The organism is Methylotenera versatilis 301 (assembly GCF_000093025.1).
Classification (GTDB): domain Bacteria; phylum Pseudomonadota; class Gammaproteobacteria; order Burkholderiales; family Methylophilaceae; genus Methylotenera; species Methylotenera versatilis.
This window is the reverse complement of sequence record NC_014207.1, coordinates 327763-344536: the sequence shown is the minus strand read 5'-3', so window position 1 is coordinate 344536 and position 16774 is coordinate 327763. Positions and strand designations below refer to the sequence as shown.

Genomic DNA, 16774 nt, shown 5'->3' with positions numbered 1-16774 from the left:
TTTTAATGTTTTAGTGATTTTGTAGCATTTCATCACTGAAATATAGCGAATAATATTGATTAAATTAGTTTTTTTTGTTTACCTAAGCAGCTAAAAGTATTTCTGTCAGTGTGTCGATGAGGGCTGTTGACTGAGCTTCAGTTCCGATTGTGATGCGCAAGTAAGGTGCAACCCGACTTGGTGATTTAAAATGGCGCACAATAACATTTTTCTGACGGAGCAAGGCCGTCAGCTCTGCACCATCTTTTACTTGATGCTTAGCAAAAATAAAGTTTGCACCTGATGGCAGCACATCGAAACCCAGCTGGGTTAAATCTTTAATCAGCGCTACACGTGTTGCAATGACTTTGCTGCACGTTTCTTCAAAATATGCCGTATCTTGCATAGCAGCAATAGCGCCAGCAGAAGCAAAGCGGTCTATAGGATAAGAATTAAAACTATCCTTCACGCGGATCAATGCTTCGATTAAGTCTGGATGGCCTAAGGCATATCCAACACGCAAGCCAGCCAATGAACGTGCTTTAGATAAAGTATGTGTCACCAACAAATTAGGGTAAGTATTAATCAAGCTCACCGCTGACTCGGTACCAAAATCCACGTACGCTTCATCAATCACCACAACTGACTGCGTATTCTTTTTCAGCAGCTTCTCAATGGTCGCTAACGATAGAGGAACACCTGTAGGCGCATTCGGATTTGGAAATATGATGCCTCCGTTTGGCTGATCGTAATCGTCAATGTTGATTGAAAAATCTTCCGCCAAAGGGATTGTTTGATATTCAATGTCATACAAACCGCAATATACTGGGTAGAAGCTGTAGGTAATGTCTGGAAACAACAATGGTCGACTATGTTTTAACAGCGCTTGAAACACATGCGCTAAGACTTCATCTGAACCATTACCGACAAACACTTGCTTAGCCTGCAAATGATGCACTTCAGCAATTGCCGCTTTGAGCGCATCTGAATTAGGGTCTGGATATAAACGCAAGGAATCTGCCGCTTCCAGCTTAAGCGCAGCGATCACCTTAGGGCTAGGGCCATAAGGATTCTCATTGGTATTGAGTTTCACTAGGTTATCTAACTTAGGCTGCTCACCTGGTACATAAGGCGTAAGCTTATGTACGACATCGCTCCAAAATTTACTCATATGGGCTTAGCTTTTTAACCTATATTCAGCTGATCTGGCATGTGCTTGCAAGCCTTCTCCATAAGCCAAGGTTGCGGCTACTTTTCCTAACGTTTGAGCGCCTTCAGCCGACACCATAATTAAGCTTGAGCGCTTTTGGAAATCATATACACCTAATGGTGATGAGAAGCGTGCTGTACGTGAAGTTGGCAATACATGGTTTGGTCCTGCGCAGTAATCACCGAGCGCCTCACATGTGTTGCGACCCATAAATATGGCACCTGCATGCTTGATGGTTTTGCTGAATGCTAGCGGCTCATCCATAGATAATTCCAAATGCTCAGGTGCAATGTAGTTACAGATTTCTGCAGCCTCTTCTAAATCACGCACTTGAATCAAAGCGCCACGATCTGTCAATGACGTACGAATAATATCTTTACGCGGCATACCTTCAACTAACTTCAAAATACTGGCGTTCACCTTATCTAAAAAGTCAGCATCTGGGCTTAATAGAATCGCTTGCGCTAGTTCGTCATGTTCAGCTTGGCTAAATAAATCCATCGCCACCCAATCTGGATTGGTTTTGCCATCGCAAATCACTAAAATCTCAGAAGGCCCTGCCACCATATCGATGCCTACAACACCGAATACGCGACGTTTAGCGGCGGCTACGTAGGCATTACCTGGTCCAACTACTTTATCCACTTGTGGCACAGTTTCAGTACCGTAAGCCAAAGCTCCCACTGCTTGCGCGCCACCTAGGCAAAATACGCGATCTACACCAGAAATCGCAGCAGCGGCTAAGACCAACTGATTGCGCTCGCCATTTGGCGTAGGTACGACCATGATAAGTTCTTTAACACCCGCTACTTTGGCGGGAATTGCATTCATCAACACAGATGATGGATAAGCCGCTTTGCCTCCTGGCACATATAAACCTACACGGTCTAACGAAGTCACTTGTTGACCAAGTAAAGTACCGTCAGCTTCGGTATAACTCCAAGAAGACATCAGTTGCTTTTCGTGGTAAGTACGCACACGGTCTGCGGCAGTTTTTAGAGCCTCACGTTGATCTACTGGCAAACCATTCAATGCAGCAGTTAGCTCAGCTTGGCTAATTTCCAACTCAGCTAAGCTGCTCGCACTCGTTTTATCAAAGCGGTTGGTGTACTCCAAAACTGCAGCATCACCGCGCTTTTTAACGTCTTTAAGAATATCGGCAACTACGATATCAATACTGTCATCTTGCGCAGTTTCAAAGGCTAGTAAGGCTTTTAAATTACTATCGAAATCTACATCTGTGGTAGAAAAACGTCTTATTTTCATACTATTGACCTATATTTAATCTAAATCTAATGTGCTTAATCTAAGCTCTGGATGCAATTGCGTTTGTAAACGCATCCATGATGGGTTGAATTTTACCTCTATTCAACTTAAGCGAAGCTTGATTTACAACAAGTCTTGAGCTGATATCGCCAACTTCCTCTACAGCTTTGAGGTTATTTGCACGTAAAGTTCCACCTGTACTGACTAAATCGACAATCACATCCGCCAAACCGACCAAAGGACCTAGTTCCATTGAGCCGTAAAGCTTAATCAAATCCACATGCATGCCTTTTGCCGCAAAGTGTTCACGCGCGGTTTTGACATATTTAGTCACTACTTTTAAACGCGCACCACTTCGAATCGACGCGAAATAATCAAAGTCTTCACGCACTGCTACCATCATTTTGCACTTAGCAATTTGCAGGTCAATCGGCTGATACATGCCATCGCCACCATGCTCATCAAGCACATCTTTACCTGCAATACCTAAATCAGCAGCGCCATATTGCACATAAGTCGGGACATCACTCGCACGAACAATAATCAAACGTACATCTTCACGATTGGTGCCGATAATTAGTTTGCGTGATGACTCAGGATCTTCTGCTGGATGTATACCCGCCGCTGCCAAGAGAGGCGTGGTTTCTTCAAAGATACGACCTTTTGAGAGGGCAATGGTAATCATGTTTAAACTCTTTTTACGTTCGCGCCTAGCGCATTTAATTTGGCTTCTAAGTGTTCGTAACCGCGGTCTAGATGGTAAATGCGTTCAATGACCGTCTCCCCACGTGCAACCAAGCCTGCTAGCACTAAACTTGCAGAAGCGCGCAAGTCTGTTGCCATGACCGTGGCGCCATCTAAGAACTCAATGCCTTTGACTAGCGCTGTATTGCCATCAATACTAATATCTGCGCCCATACGTTGCATTTCTTGTACGTGCATAAAACGATTTTCAAAAATGGTTTCAGTCACTTTTGAAACGCCTTCAGCTATAACATTAAGCGCCATAAACTGCGCTTGCATATCTGTTGGAAAAGCTGGGTGTGGTGCTGTGCGGATATTCACTGCTTTAAGCTTACCATCACTTTTTACGGTAATGCTGTTTGCATCACTCGTGACAGTTGCACCCGCGTCGCGCAGTTTTTCAATGACAGCATCTAGCAAGTCAGCACGCGCATTGAGTAACTTAACCTCGCCACCTGTCATCGCAGCAGCTACCATATAAGTACCTGCTTCGATACGGTCACACACAACGTTATGTGTTGTGCCATTCAGCTTCTCAACGCCTACAATCGTGATGACATCAGTACCAGCTCCCGTGATTTTTGCGCCCATTTTAATGAGCATCTCCGCTAAGTCGACCACCTCAGGCTCTTTAGCAGCATTCTCCAACACGGTTGTGCCTTCTGCTAATGCCGCAGCCATCATGAGATTTTCCGTACCGGTCACAGTGACCATGTCCATATAGTAACGCGCGCCTTGCAAACGACGATTAGGTAAATGCAAAGTACTCGCTTGAATATACCCATGTGTAATATGAATCGCAGCACCCATGGCTTGCAAGCCTTTGATGTGCAAATCAACTGGGCGTGAACCAATTGCACATCCGCCCGGCAATGAGACACGCGCAGTACCAAAGCGCGCCAATAACGGACCTAACACCAAAATTGATGCACGCATGGTTTTCACCATTTCGTAAGTGGCTTCAAAAGAAGTCACGTCACTGGCATCTAAAGTCACTTCGCTAGTATTGCGTGTAATTTTAACGCCCATCATATCGAGCAGTTTTATAGTCGTGTCGATGTCTTTTAGCGCTGCAATACTACTTAAATGCAACGGCGTCTCAGCTAATAGTGATGCGCATAAAATTGGCAAAGCGGCATTTTTTGCGCCAGAGATGGTGACTTCACCATTGAGGCGACTACCGCCTTGTATGATTAGCTTTTCCAATTATTTAACCGCATTTAGCATCGTTTGAAGTTCACCACTCTCGTACATAGCACGCATGATGTCTGAACCACCGACAAACTCGCCATTGATGTAAAGCTGTGGAATAGTTGGCCAATTAGCGAATTGCTTGATGCCTTCACGCACTTCTTGGTCTTGCAATACATCCACTGAAATATATTTTGCTTGGCATGCATCTAAAATTTGCGTCGCCAAGTTTGAAAAACCACATTGCGGAAATTTAGGGTTACCTTTCATGTAAAGCACTACTGGGTTGGTGCTTACTGTTTCTTTAATTCTTGCCTGTGCGTCCATTTGCTTCTCCATTACTTTGTATTTAATTTATTTGTCTTTAATTGCCTGCTTACCATTTGCAAGCTTGCTGCGTCTGTTTAAGCAGACTGCTTATTCCATTGTTCTGGCGTATATGTTTTCATCGAAAGCGCATGAATTTCTGAGCGCATTCTATCGCCCAGCGCTGTGTAAACGAGCTGATGCTGTTGCACCATACTTTTACCGACAAAGGCACTGCTCACGATAACTGACTCAAAATGCGTGCCATCATCGCCTAGTACTTTAATATATTCGCAGGCCAGATTTTGCGTGATGTAAGCCTCTAACTGTTGTGCACTTAGCAATTTAATTGTTTCCTTAATTCTTAAGCTCTTAATTTATAGCCTGATTTTAACATTTTTAGCGTAATCATTGCTAACACTAAGAAAGAAGCGCCAACAATAGACAAGCTAATTAGTGGTGACACATCACCTTTACCAAAGAAACCGTATCTAAACCCGTCTATCATGTAGAAGAATGGATTCAGTTGTGACAACTTTTGCCAAAAAGGTGGTAGCGAATGTATGGAGTAAAACACGCCGGATAGAAACGATAAAGGCATGATAATAAAGTTTTGGAATGCTGCCATTTGATCAAATCGATCAGCCCATATGCCAGCAATGATGCCAAACGTACCGAGCAGCGCGCTTCCCAGCAAGGCGAAAGCAAATACCATCCAGAAATTAGTCACGTGTATATCCACAAACCACATAGCGACTAAATAAATACCTAAGCCCACTACTAAGCCGCGAATAATCGCCGCAAACAAGAATGCGATAAAAAACTGTAAATGCGTGAGTGGCGTTAGCAACACAAAGACAAGATTGCCCATCACTTTTGATTGAATTAGGCTAGAAGAGCTATTCGCAAAGGCGTTTTGCAGCACGGACATCATGATTAAACCCGGCACCAAGAATGAGGTGTAAGGTACGCCATCATAAACATGCACATGACTTTCCAGCGCATGAGAAAAAATAAGCAGATATAGCAAAGCCGTAATAACAGGTGCAGCTACCGTTTGAAACGCAACACGCCAAAAACGGAGCAACTCTTTCTTCAAGAGCGTCCACGGGCCTCGAAAAGAGCTTAAGTATGAATTGTTAATCATGATTTACTCACAGATGACACACCGACCAAGGACATGAACACATCCTCCAAATCGGCTTCATTCAATTGCATATCCAACACCTTAATTTCCGCAGCACGCAATGACGATAACACCAATTCGATTTGCGTCATGTCGCTTAAGGCAAAAGTGTAGATTCCATTTTCTTGATTACGCAATAAAACTTGAATATTGGCAGGCAAACTCACATTGCCTAGCGTCAAGCGCAACTGCTTACCAGCAAACTTATTCAGCAAATTAGCGGTGCTATCTAAGGCTACGATTTCACCTTGCTTCATCATGCCCACGCGGCTGCACAAGGTTTCAGCTTCTTCTAAATAGTGCGTGGTGAGAACAATGGTATGGCCTTCACGGTTCAGCTTTTTGATAAATTCCCACATCATTTGGCGAAGTTCAACATCTACGCCTGCAGTCGGCTCATCCAGCACTATCACTGGCGGTTTATGCGCCAAAGCTTGCGCAATCAACGCACGACGCTTCATGCCGCCAGAAAGCTTACGCATATTGACATGCGCTTTTTCGGTCAATCCTAGACCTTCGAGAATCTCATCAACCCATGCATCATTTTCCGGCCCACGTCCGAAATAGCCCGCTTGAAATCGCAGCATTTCACGTACATTAAAAAATGGATCAAACACTAACTCTTGCGGCACAATGCCAAGCAATTGCCGAGCTTGCTGATATTGATTGACCACATCAAAACCCATGACAGAAATATTACCCGCACTCGGTTTGATTAAGCCAGCCAGAATACTGATTAAGGTTGATTTACCTGCGCCATTTGGCCCAAGCAATGCAAAAAACTCGCCTTGGGCAATGGTTAAATCGACGCCTTTTAGGGCTTGTAAGCCGCCAAAACTCTTATGTACGCCATTAATTTGAATTGCTGGTTTCATCTTTGACTTGGATCACAACTTATAAGTTAAGTTAATTTGAGATTTTTTAACCATCTATTAAATGAATTACGGCTTGTTCATGAACAAGCCGTAATGATTGACTACTATATGGTGATGCTTTTGAAAATTACAACAAGTAAGCATTAAAATAAGCACTTAACATAGAACTAAAGAAACGTAGTCTTAATGAAAGCTTAGCGGAATAAAATCTTGTATACCGTATAAATCTGCCAAACTAGATAGGTTCGCTGGTAAGTTCGTAAATTTTATTTTGCAACTTGCCGCAACGGCACGACGTTGCCACTCTAACATTAAACTCAAAGCAGACGTATCTACATTATCGACCCCGGAAAAATCAACTTCAATTTCACCGTTCATTTTAAATGTAGCACTATGGTTTAATATCAGATTTGCGTTATCCACCAACACGTTACCATAGACATGCCACTTATTCGCAATCTCGGTGATACGTTCAGCAACATTAAATTGTACCAATTCAGCCATATTTAGACTTTAAGCTTATTTAAGACCAGCACTTTTATTTTTATCAGCCAACTTTGTATTCAAGCTATCGATACCATTTTGACGAATTTCGTTACTAAATTGGCTGCGATAATTAGTCACCAAACTCACGTTTTCAATCACAATATCGTAGACTTTCCAGCTAGCCCCACTTTTTACCAAGCTGTAATCCACAGCGATCGGCTGGCCACCTGATTGCAGAATCTGAGTTTTTACGGTCACATTTTTTGCGTCTGGCTCAGTACGCATAGGCTTATATTCAATGACTTGATCTTTATATTTACCCAATGCTACAGAATAAGTACGTAACAATAAGCTACGGAACTCTTTCTGAAAACTTGCTTGTTGCTCAGGCGTAGCAGTTTTCCAGTTTTTACCAAGCACCATACGACACACGCGATCAAAATCAAAGTTAGGCAAAATCTTCTCTTCTGCCACTGCGTATAACTTTTGCTGATTTCCAGCTTGGATTTCTTTATCGTTTTTAATGATAGCCAATACATCATCAGCGGTTTGCTTCACTAACACATCTGGTGCAACATCCGCACTTGCTACGCCTGAATATAAGCTGGCAAGAAAACTGATACCTACTAAAAATTTTGAAACTGATTTCATTTGAATCCTTTTTTGATTCGATATTGAATTTAAATTATTAAGCTAATGTGCTTCAACAGAATATCTCAGCACAGCTCACTAGAACGGCGCATCACCTAATTCGGTTGACTTAGCCCCTGCCGGCTTAACTTCTGATGCACTTGTTGAAGTTGATGACTTCGCATCCTTATCCGTCTCAGAGGCTTTACTAAATAAGAATTGGCTAATCATTTTTTCCAGCACAACCGCATCTTGTGTTTTGGCAATTTTATCACCATTTTTTAACACATCCTCGTCGCCACCAGCCTCCAAACCTACATACTGCTCGCCTAACAAACCAGCTGTATAAATATTGGCAAACGTATCTTTAGGGAAATTATAACGTTTATCGATTTTAATTGTTACGATGGCTTCGTAAGTTTTGCTGTTAAAGGCAATACTATCCACGCGTCCAACTGCAACACCTGCACTCTTCACTGGTGCATGTGGTTTTAAGCTTCCTACATTTTCAAAAGCTGCTGTCACACTATAAGTTTCGCCAATTTTACCAGAGGTTAAATTGCCAACTTTCATAGCAAGGCCTAGTAAGGCGGCAACACCCAATGCCACAAAAATCCCCACCCATAAATCAATTTTAGTTCTATCCACTTAGCATCCCCTCAATTTTTCACTACACTTTTAGCGCTATATCACCAGCATAAAAGATGTTAAAACAAAATCTAAACCCAATACGGTCAATGATGAAATCACCACTGTACGAGTTGTTGCTCGACTCACACCCTCTGCAGTTGGTGGGGCATCAAAACCTTCAAACAAAGCAATCATGGTGCAAGCTACGCCAAACACGAGGCTTTTAATAATGCCGTTCACAATATCCGATTGGAAATCCACACTTGCCTGCATTTGTGACCAGAAGGCACCTTCATCCACACCGATCAATGGCACCGCAACGATATAGCCACCTAATATACCAACCATAGAAAACAATGTCGCCAAAATAGGCATAGAAATTACACCTGCCCAGAATCTTGGTGCAACCACACGCGCTATCGGATTCACCGCCATCATTTCCATCGCTGAAAGTTGCTCAGTAGTTTTCATTAAACCGATTTCAGCCGTAATCGCTGTACCAGCACGCCCTGCAAATAACAAAGCAGTGACAACAGGCCCAAGCTCGCGCACCAGTGACAGTGAAACCAAAACGCCGATTGCTTCAGATGAACCATATTTTTGTAAAGTGTTGTAGCCTTGCAAGGCCAGCACCATTCCTACAAAAAAGGCTGAAACGATGATAATCAACAGAGACATTACGCCCGTTGAGTAAATCTCACGCATGGTGAGATGAAAACGCTTAAAGCTTTCACCTGAGTACACAATAGTTAAAAAGAACAACCTAGCCCCCGCACCTAAGCGCCAAATACGCTCAACCATGCGATGGCCTATACCTTGCAAGGTTTTAATAATGCTAACGAGAGGATTTGATTTGGTCATTTAATGTAAGCTTGCTGGCATGAGTTTACTTAAGGCTATTTTTGTTTCATTAATTCAGCTTGATAATTACCCGCTGGGTAATGGAATGGTACAGGACCATCTTTATCACCGTGCACAAACTGATGTACAAATGGCAAGGTTGATTTCATTAAATCATCTGGCGTACCTTCAGCCGTCACCACACCGTTCGCTACAAAATAAACGTAATCCGCAATTAGAAATGTTTCTTTAACATCGTGCGAAACGATTATCGAAGTCGCGCCTAACGCATCATTTAAACTACGAATCAAGCTGCAGATCACGCCCATGGAAATTGGATCTAATCCAGCAAATGGCTCATCGTACATCATGATTGCAGGGTCTAAAGCAATAGCACGCGCCAAAGCTACACGTCGCGCCATGCCACCTGAAAGCTCTGCAGGCATCAGTGTATGCGCACCGCGTAAGCCTACTGCATTGAGCTTCATCAACACCAAATCGTGAATCATAGAATCTGGCAAATCCGTTAATTCACGCATAGGAAACGCAACATTCTCATACACGGATAAATCAGTAAACAACGCACCTTGTTGAAACAGCATACCCATCTTACGACGCAATTTAAATATGCCATCGCGGTCTTGTTTGTGTACCACATCACCATGAACGCGCACTTCACCTTTTGAAGGCTTGATTTGGCCGCCAATCAGTCGTAATAAAGTAGTTTTACCGCTACCGCTACCGCCCATAATCGCCACAACCTTACCGCGTGGAAACACCATATTGATGCCTTTATGCAGCAATCGCCCTTTGTACCCAAAGGAAAGATTATCAATTTCTACGATATTGTTGGTCATTTGCAGCTAAATTGTACGTCTGTTTTTGTTGAGTTTTTTTTGAAGTCACCATTCTAAAACAATTTGGCGCGTAAGCAAGCAGTTAAATTGACTAGCTAGCTTGTATGGATAAAATATATGCAATAAAAAAGCCCACCGAAGTGGGCTTAAGGTTAGCAATGCTATGCATTAAATACCGTAGCAAACTATATAGGAAGCTGCAGGATCAATAACACCAGTGTCGGCACTCAAGCCCAAAGCAGGCGCATTGGTTTTTGAAGCTAACATTGAACCTGTTGACGAATTACCATCATCCATAGTTACATCTAGCTGAATCACGTATTTACCTAAAACTCCTTGAGAGCAGATAACATAAGAACCCTTAATCGCATTTCCAGCACCATCTTTCATCGCAGAACTTGCGGCTACATTTGTACCAGCCATAATACCTATAGGATTACCATCTGCATTAGTCGGGCGCCAATCAGGATTAGTAACATCAGTTACACCTGGTGCCAAATTCGCTAAGCGTACATGACGCCAAAATTGATAAGCTTCAGAAGCATTATCTGCGCTGGCATCAAACCAGCTACCGCCAAGAGCGCCGTCACCATTACCCTCTTTTACTGTGGCATCACCGAGGTGTGTTTTGGCGGCTTTATCATCGCCTGGTAACGCCTTAAATTTATCTTGGTAGCCATAAATGTAAACTGGAATTGTTCTAAAATCATTTGCCAAGTTTTTAACCTTGGCACTATTAATCAGTTCTTGACCTTTTAATACACCGCCTAGCAGTAAGCCGATGATCACAAGTACGATCGCCAGCTCAATTAATGTAAAACCTGCTTGTTTTTTCATTTAGTTCCCCGAACTATTAAAGTTATATAAGTCATTCTAACTCAAATAAAATGCTCATCTCTCAGCCAGATACATGCAAATATCATACCAGCCGCGTTTAGCATATTTTACTAGTATTTTGGTTAATTTCAGTCACAATTTGTTGAAAAATCATCGATCAGCCGTCGAAAATCTAACAGGTGTGTCCAATTCTTAACGCTTTTCAGTATGATTAAATTACTAAAAATCGGCATACAATATCAGTCAGCCGGATAATTTCAATCAATCATTGAGCCATTATATGCAAATATCACTCAGACCAGGTCTCAAATTAGCACACCAACTATTTAACGATTCGGATCGATTAATGGCTTTAATGATTCTATCATTACATGCCTTGTTAATTTGGGGTGACTCCATCGACCTGCATAGAGCGCTATTTTTATGTCATTACGGCTGTTTTTTAATGTGGCAACCTGTGATGCGGCAAAGCAAAACTCTATCATGGCAGGCCGCTTTTCTGATTGTAATTGGTGCTGCGGTAGGTATGCTTTTTATCAACTGGTGGGTGATTGCTTTTTGGATAGCCAGTTTATTTGCGTTAATCGGCGGACGTATTTTTTCAGAAGAAACTTCGCGCGATAGGCTGCCTAATATATTGGCATCGACCTACTTGCTGGCCATTTTACTGTTGTGGGTAGTGCCTAAACTGCTTAAGTCTAATGATGATTTAGCTGCCGCGGCCTTCATGCTCACCTATTTTTTGCCGTTACTGCCGCTGGCGATTTTATTCTTATCGGCCAAACATAAATCCAAGGCACAATCCGCCAATATCGATTTCTTCTATACCTTATTGATTTTCTTACTGTCCTCCATTGTCATCCTCGGCAGCTTTGCAATTGGGGTGATTTGGAAAATTCATTACATTAAATTACTCATTGTCGTAGTCATGAGTTTAGCCGCCACTTTGGTTGTTTTAAGCTGGCTATGGAATCCAAGCTCGTCTTTTTCTGGTTTAGAGCTATTGATGTCTCGTTACTTACTCAGCATTGGCCTGCCGTTTGAGCATTGGATAAGGCAAATTGCAAAATATGCGGAATATGAATCCACTGCTGAAAAATTCTTGCAAGCAGCTATGCGCGAACTGGTTGAGCTTAACTGGGTAAGTGGCTTGATGTGGGAAGCCGAAGGCTCGAAAGATCAAATTGGAGAGGCTACGCCGTTTATTTCTACTTTTACTTTTCATCAGCTACATTTAACACTTTATTCACGCTGGCAATTCAGCCCCGCCATGTATCTGCATGTGCAATTACTCACCCAGATTTTGGGCGAATTCTATGAAGCGAAACGTCGTGAAGAAATGATTGTGCAAAACACTTACATGCAGTCTCTGTATGAAACTGGCTCGCGCTTGACACATGATATTAAAAACATACTGCAATCCATGGGCACATTATCTGCCGCTGCTGCACAAAGCAGTGATGATGGTAGCGATGACGCTAGGTTAATCGAGTTAGTGAAAAAACAAATTCCACGACTAAGCCAGCGTTTAGCTAGCACTTTGACCAAACTTGAACTCCCTAGTACCGAGAAAAAGAGCCAAGAAAAAGTGGCCAACTGGTGGAAAGGCTTTAAACAGCTAAATAATAATCTACAAATATCGTTTGAAGCACCGATTAACATGCCCAAGACCGATATTGACCCAGATGTGTTAGATAGCGTGGTGGATAACTTGTTGCATAATGCTTTAGAGAAGGCGAAATTAGAGGCAAATACAATCATCAAAGTCAGCTTGATGCCGAGTGCCCATTTTTGTTTAGAGGTGACAGATACAGGCTCTGCAGTACCTAAAAATGTCGTTGATCGTTTGTTTAAAGCACACATAAGCTCAAAGAATGGTTTGGGCGTTGGACTCTTCCATGCCGCGCAGCAGGCGAGGAATGCGGGGTACGAATTAAGTCTAGTAGACAATCAGGATGGTGAAGTGCGCTTTAGATTAGAAATGGTGGAAGAAGATAAAACGCTTACCGCTTGAGAAGTTGAGATGGAAATAAAAAAGGGCTCATCACTTTGATGAACCCCTTACTAAACCTCTCCGCGCTTGGAGAAATATTATTATTGACTAACGTAAACCTTGAACATAATCAGCCACTGCAGCCATTTCTGCATCTGTCATTTTTGTAGCAATAGTCATCATCATAGGCGCATTCGCACGCTCACCTGTTCTGAAAGTTCTTAATTGCGTTAATACGTAATCTGTATGTTGACCACCTAAGCGTGGAAATTGTTTAGGTAAACCTGAACCAGTTGCACCATGACACGCCGCACAAGCGGGTACGCCAGTCGCAGCAATACCGCCACGATAGATTTTTTCACCTAATGAACCAGCGCCGTTAGATTTAGCCGCTGCAAGCTTGAGTTTTTGATTTGAAAAATAAGCTGCCAGATTTTTCATATCCTCGTCACTCAATGCCGACGCCATGCCAGACATCACTGCATTAGCACGTTTACCTGATTTAAATTCCGTTAATTGTTTAACCAAGTACTCAGGATGCTGACCTGCCAATTTAGGATTGGCTGTAATGACGCTGTTGCCATCAACGCCATGGCAAGCAGAACACACAGCGCCAACAATCTGTTCAGCAGTTTTAGTGGTCGTTGGCGCAGCTTCAGCTGGCTTTTCTGCGGTGGCTGCAGCATGTGCAGACAAACTAAATAAAGCACTTACCATTAAACCAGTTAAATTAACTCTTACTGAATTTAAGCTTAAAAGATGACGAAATTGCATTACCGCTCCCAATTATCAAAAATACTTACGCAAAACTTACTGCATGTCGCTCAGATTTCCAGTGGACTTCTGCGACTAATCTAAATTATTCAATCAATTAACGCGCTATTTTAGCGAAAATCACCTATTCGTGATAGCATTTTTCACTATTGTTTATCACGTCGCTCAATATAACATTTAGCTTATCCTCGCTTAGCACCAAATAGCGAGGTATAAGCAGTGCTGTATTTACGAAAATGACGTTTAAGTTTTACCCAAAAGAATTGGATTTTCATGCCCTTGTTTCAAAATGCTGCTTTTTTTATTTCAGCACATCATTTACGCGATTTACCACCAGCCAGTGGTATTGAAGTCGCTTTTGCAGGTCGCTCAAATGCTGGCAAATCAAGCGCGCTTAACACGCTTGCCAATCACAATCGCCTAGCTTTTGTCAGCAAGCAACCCGGCCGCACTCAGCTGATTAACTTTTTCACTTTAGGCAATGACAGACATTTGGTCGACTTGCCAGGTTACGGTTATGCCAAAGTACCAGAAGCCATGCGCGCACACTGGCAAAACGTACTGGCTCGCTATTTAGGTGAGCGCTCAAGTTTAGGTGGCTTAGTGTTGGTGATGGATAGCCGTCATCCGCTAACTCCTCTAGACCGCCAAATGTTGAATTGGTTTTGTCCGAGTGGCAAACCAGTGCATGTATTATTAACCAAATCTGATAAATTATCGCGCGGTGAAGCCTCACTTACGCTTAACAGAGTGCGCAAAGAACTGGTCGAAACATGGGGCAATCATTATCATAGCGAATGCACGATTCAGTTGTTCTCTAGCCTGAAAAAACAAGGTGTCGAAGAAGCGGAAGCCGTGATTGGCAAGTGGCTGTTTGCGGAAACGCCTGAGGATTTGGTGCGTAAGTCGTTTAACCTTGTAGATGATAAAGACCCTGAATAAGCTGTTTAACTTATGTATACCTCGATAACGCGCAGCATTATCGAGACTAAAGAACTCAAGTCAGTGGGTTTTATTGACGCTTAAACACCATATCCCAAACGCCGTGCCCTAGTTTTATGCCACGGTTTTCAAACTTAGTGAGTGGCCTATAACTAGGTTTTTCAGCATAGCTTTCTGCAGTGTTTTGTAATTGCGGCTCTGCATTTAATACGTCCAACACCCACTCCGCGTATTCTTGCCAATCGGTTGCTACATGTAAATAACCGCCTACTTTAAGCTTGTTGCACAGTAATTTCACAAAGCCTGCTTGAATCAAACGACGTTTGTGGTGACGTGCTTTATGCCAAGGGTCGGGGAAGAAAATATGTACGCCGTCTAAGCTGGCATCAGCCAACATATTTTGCAGTACATCAACTACATCATGCTGAACAATTCGAATGTTAGTAAGCGCTAACTCTTCAATTAACTTAAGCAGGGCGCCAACTCCTGGCGTATGTACTTCAGCAGCAAGAAAGTCACATTCAGGCAAAGTTTGTGCGATCTTTGCTGTGGTTTCACCCATGCCAAAGCCGATTTCTAAGATTTTTTTACTATCTGTGCGATTAAATTTTGCGTTTAAATCGATGATTTCTGGCACGTAATCAATGCCAAATTTCGGCCGGCCAACTTCTAAAGCGTGCGCTTGCCCTTTGGTAACGCGACCTTGACGCAACACAAAGCTGCGTATGCGACGACCTTTTAAGGCTACTTTATCTGCATTTACGGCAGCATCTAAAACTGGAGATTCTTCGGGTTGGTTTAATTTTGTCATAGTGCGCATTATATCAATGCTCATTCATTAAAGTGTATGAGATTTATCGCCTGAGACAAAACCTATCAAGGGTTCGTCAATATTTTTACTGAAGGCTACTACCTTAAATAAGTCACCCATTTCTGCGGGAGATAATAATTTTTGTGCAGCGGCTGCAAGTGGCGCATAGCGCGCCATGTCATGCGGTGACACTTGCGACATCAACTCTAAGATACCGCAGTTCATTAAAAACTGCGCCTGACTGCAAAAGCCACTCAACGCTAAGCCATGATTCACACCTGCATGGGCAATACTGGTGAAATCAACATGCGCCGTGATGTCCTGTAAACCGATATTAATTAAAGGGTCGCTATGTGCATAGTGCTGATAATGGCACATGAGCGTGCCTTGATTACGTTGCGGATGATAATACTCACGAGCAGCGAATCCATAATCAATCATCAAAATGATGCCTTGCTGCAGGCTATGCGCAAGGCTAGTAATCAAGCCGCTTGCCGCTGGGCAGATCTCTGTCACGTAGCCTTCTGGCAAATTGAGCTTGCTGACAGCATCTAGCATACTTGGCTCACTCGAAATCTTATCTTGCCAGACGAATTCGCCATCCTCAACAACTATACCGTGTTCATATATGCCATCATTCTTAACGTTAACCATATGCACTGGAATAGCATCTAGCACTTCGTTACCAATAATCACGCCGTTAAAGTTTGAAGGCAGTTCAGTTAACCATTCCACCCGCTGCACTAAATTTTGCGGCAATTTACTCTGCAAGGTTTCCAGCTGCACTTGGCGCAAGTGGTCACTTACTTCTAGGATAAAATATTTGGCTGGAACTGAACCCAACTCCGCCATAGTCAATAAAATATCAGCGGCTAATTTCCCTGTACCAGCGCCTAACTCCAGAATATTGCCGTGCGTTATATCTAGCACCTGTGCGATTTGATTAGAAATTGTTTGCGCAAACAACGGCGAGATTTGTGGCGCGGTCACAAAATCTCCTCCACCTTTTTTGCTGTCACCGAACTTTTGGCTGCCCGCGCTGTAATAACCTAAGCCAGGCGCATAGAGCGCCAAATGCATAAATTCTGCAAAACTTATCCAACCTTTTTGTGCATTGATGGTCTTTTGAATCAGCGTGATAAGTTGCTGGCTATGTTCTTGGGCTTCAACTGAAGGTGTGGGCAATGTATTCATAGACTTAGATTATAATGGCTAAC

Annotated in this window: 19 protein-coding genes; 2 read left to right on the top strand and 17 right to left on the bottom strand. The window is 42.8% G+C overall.

Translation table 11 applies throughout. From position 1 onward, the window contains the following. Positions 1-82 precede the first annotated feature (82 nt). The 14 genes from hisC to M301_RS01505 all read right to left on the bottom strand — a co-directional run bounded on the left by hisC (position 83) and on the right by M301_RS01505 (position 11037). Entirely contained in the window at positions 83-1150 is a 1068-nt protein-coding gene (gene hisC, locus M301_RS01570; protein ID WP_013147007.1) for a histidinol-phosphate transaminase, read from the bottom strand. A gap of 6 nt (positions 1151-1156) precedes the next feature. Beyond that, on the bottom strand, positions 1157-2455 hold the full coding sequence (gene hisD, locus M301_RS01565) for a histidinol dehydrogenase (RefSeq protein ID WP_013147006.1): 1299 nt from the start codon (positions 2453-2455) through the stop codon (positions 1157-1159). 40 nt (positions 2456-2495) lie between these two features. Continuing rightward, a complete protein-coding gene (hisG, locus tag M301_RS01560) occupies positions 2496-3140 on the bottom strand; it encodes an ATP phosphoribosyltransferase (protein ID WP_013147005.1) in 645 nt (214 codons plus the stop codon). Between the two features lie 2 nt (positions 3141-3142). Next, the gene (murA, locus tag M301_RS01555; RefSeq protein WP_013147004.1) at positions 3143-4405 is read right to left on the bottom strand and encodes a UDP-N-acetylglucosamine 1-carboxyvinyltransferase; all 1263 of its coding nucleotides are present in this window, start codon (positions 4403-4405) and stop codon (positions 3143-3145) included. Next, on the bottom strand, positions 4406-4717 hold the full coding sequence (grxD, locus tag M301_RS01550) for a Grx4 family monothiol glutaredoxin (protein WP_013147003.1): 312 nt from the start codon (positions 4715-4717) through the stop codon (positions 4406-4408). It lies immediately after the preceding gene. Between the two features lie 77 nt (positions 4718-4794). After that, positions 4795-5040 (bottom strand): BolA family protein, encoded by a 246-nt coding sequence (locus M301_RS01545; protein ID WP_013147002.1) that lies wholly within the window; start codon positions 5038-5040, stop codon positions 4795-4797. Positions 5041-5060: 20 nt separating this feature from the next. Next, positions 5061-5843: an ABC transporter permease gene (locus tag M301_RS01540; protein ID WP_013147001.1), complete on the bottom strand. Its 783-nt coding sequence runs from the start codon at positions 5841-5843 to the stop codon at positions 5061-5063. Continuing rightward, entirely contained in the window at positions 5840-6757 is a 918-nt protein-coding gene (locus M301_RS01535; RefSeq protein WP_013147000.1) for an ABC transporter ATP-binding protein, read from the bottom strand. Before M301_RS01535 ends, M301_RS01540 begins: the two co-directional genes overlap by 4 nt. A 183-nt stretch (positions 6758-6940) precedes the next feature. Continuing rightward, positions 6941-7261, bottom strand: coding sequence for an STAS domain-containing protein (locus M301_RS01530; protein WP_013146999.1), 321 nt, complete (start codon positions 7259-7261; stop codon positions 6941-6943). Between the two features lie 15 nt (positions 7262-7276). Beyond that, complete coding sequence (locus tag M301_RS01525; protein ID WP_013146998.1) at positions 7277-7894, bottom strand: MlaC/ttg2D family ABC transporter substrate-binding protein; 618 nt, start codon at positions 7892-7894, stop codon at positions 7277-7279. A 78-nt stretch (positions 7895-7972) separates the two neighbouring features. Continuing rightward, on the bottom strand, positions 7973-8521 hold the full coding sequence (gene mlaD / locus M301_RS01520; protein WP_013146997.1) for an outer membrane lipid asymmetry maintenance protein MlaD: 549 nt from the start codon (positions 8519-8521) through the stop codon (positions 7973-7975). Between the two features lie 36 nt (positions 8522-8557). Further along, positions 8558-9364: a lipid asymmetry maintenance ABC transporter permease subunit MlaE gene (mlaE, locus tag M301_RS01515; protein WP_013146996.1), complete on the bottom strand. Its 807-nt coding sequence runs from the start codon at positions 9362-9364 to the stop codon at positions 8558-8560. A 35-nt stretch (positions 9365-9399) separates the two neighbouring features. Then, positions 9400-10200 (bottom strand): ABC transporter ATP-binding protein, encoded by an 801-nt coding sequence (locus tag M301_RS01510; protein ID WP_013146995.1) that lies wholly within the window; start codon positions 10198-10200, stop codon positions 9400-9402. 168 nt (positions 10201-10368) lie between these two features. Beyond that, a complete protein-coding gene (locus tag M301_RS01505; protein WP_013146994.1) occupies positions 10369-11037 on the bottom strand; it encodes a prepilin-type N-terminal cleavage/methylation domain-containing protein in 669 nt (222 codons plus the stop codon). 346 nt (positions 11038-11383) lie between these two features. On the opposite strand from M301_RS01505, the gene M301_RS01500 reads away from it, so the two are divergent. Continuing rightward, positions 11384-13051 (top strand): ATP-binding protein, encoded by a 1668-nt coding sequence (locus tag M301_RS01500; protein WP_148218565.1) that lies wholly within the window; start codon positions 11384-11386, stop codon positions 13049-13051. An 87-nt stretch (positions 13052-13138) separates the two neighbouring features. Here the strand turns inward: M301_RS01500 and M301_RS01495 are convergent, their stop codons facing one another. After that, positions 13139-13747 carry a c-type cytochrome gene (locus M301_RS01495; protein WP_148218619.1) on the bottom strand — a complete coding sequence of 203 codons (609 nt, stop codon included), beginning with the start codon at positions 13745-13747 and terminating at the stop codon, positions 13139-13141. A 330-nt stretch (positions 13748-14077) separates the two neighbouring features. On the opposite strand from M301_RS01495, the gene yihA reads away from it, so the two are divergent. Continuing rightward, positions 14078-14746, top strand: a complete 669-nt coding sequence (gene yihA, locus M301_RS01490) for a ribosome biogenesis GTP-binding protein YihA/YsxC (RefSeq protein ID WP_013146991.1) — start codon at positions 14078-14080, stop codon at positions 14744-14746. Between the two features lie 70 nt (positions 14747-14816). Here yihA and trmB read toward each other — a convergent pair whose 3' ends face one another. Both trmB and M301_RS01480 read right to left on the bottom strand, forming a co-directional pair. Next, on the bottom strand, positions 14817-15557 hold the full coding sequence (gene trmB / locus M301_RS01485) for a tRNA (guanosine(46)-N7)-methyltransferase TrmB (protein ID WP_049769994.1): 741 nt from the start codon (positions 15555-15557) through the stop codon (positions 14817-14819). Positions 15558-15584: 27 nt separating this feature from the next. Then, positions 15585-16751, bottom strand: a complete 1167-nt coding sequence (locus tag M301_RS01480) for a class I SAM-dependent methyltransferase (RefSeq protein ID WP_013146989.1) — start codon at positions 16749-16751, stop codon at positions 15585-15587. Between the last annotated feature and the right edge of the window lie 23 nt (positions 16752-16774).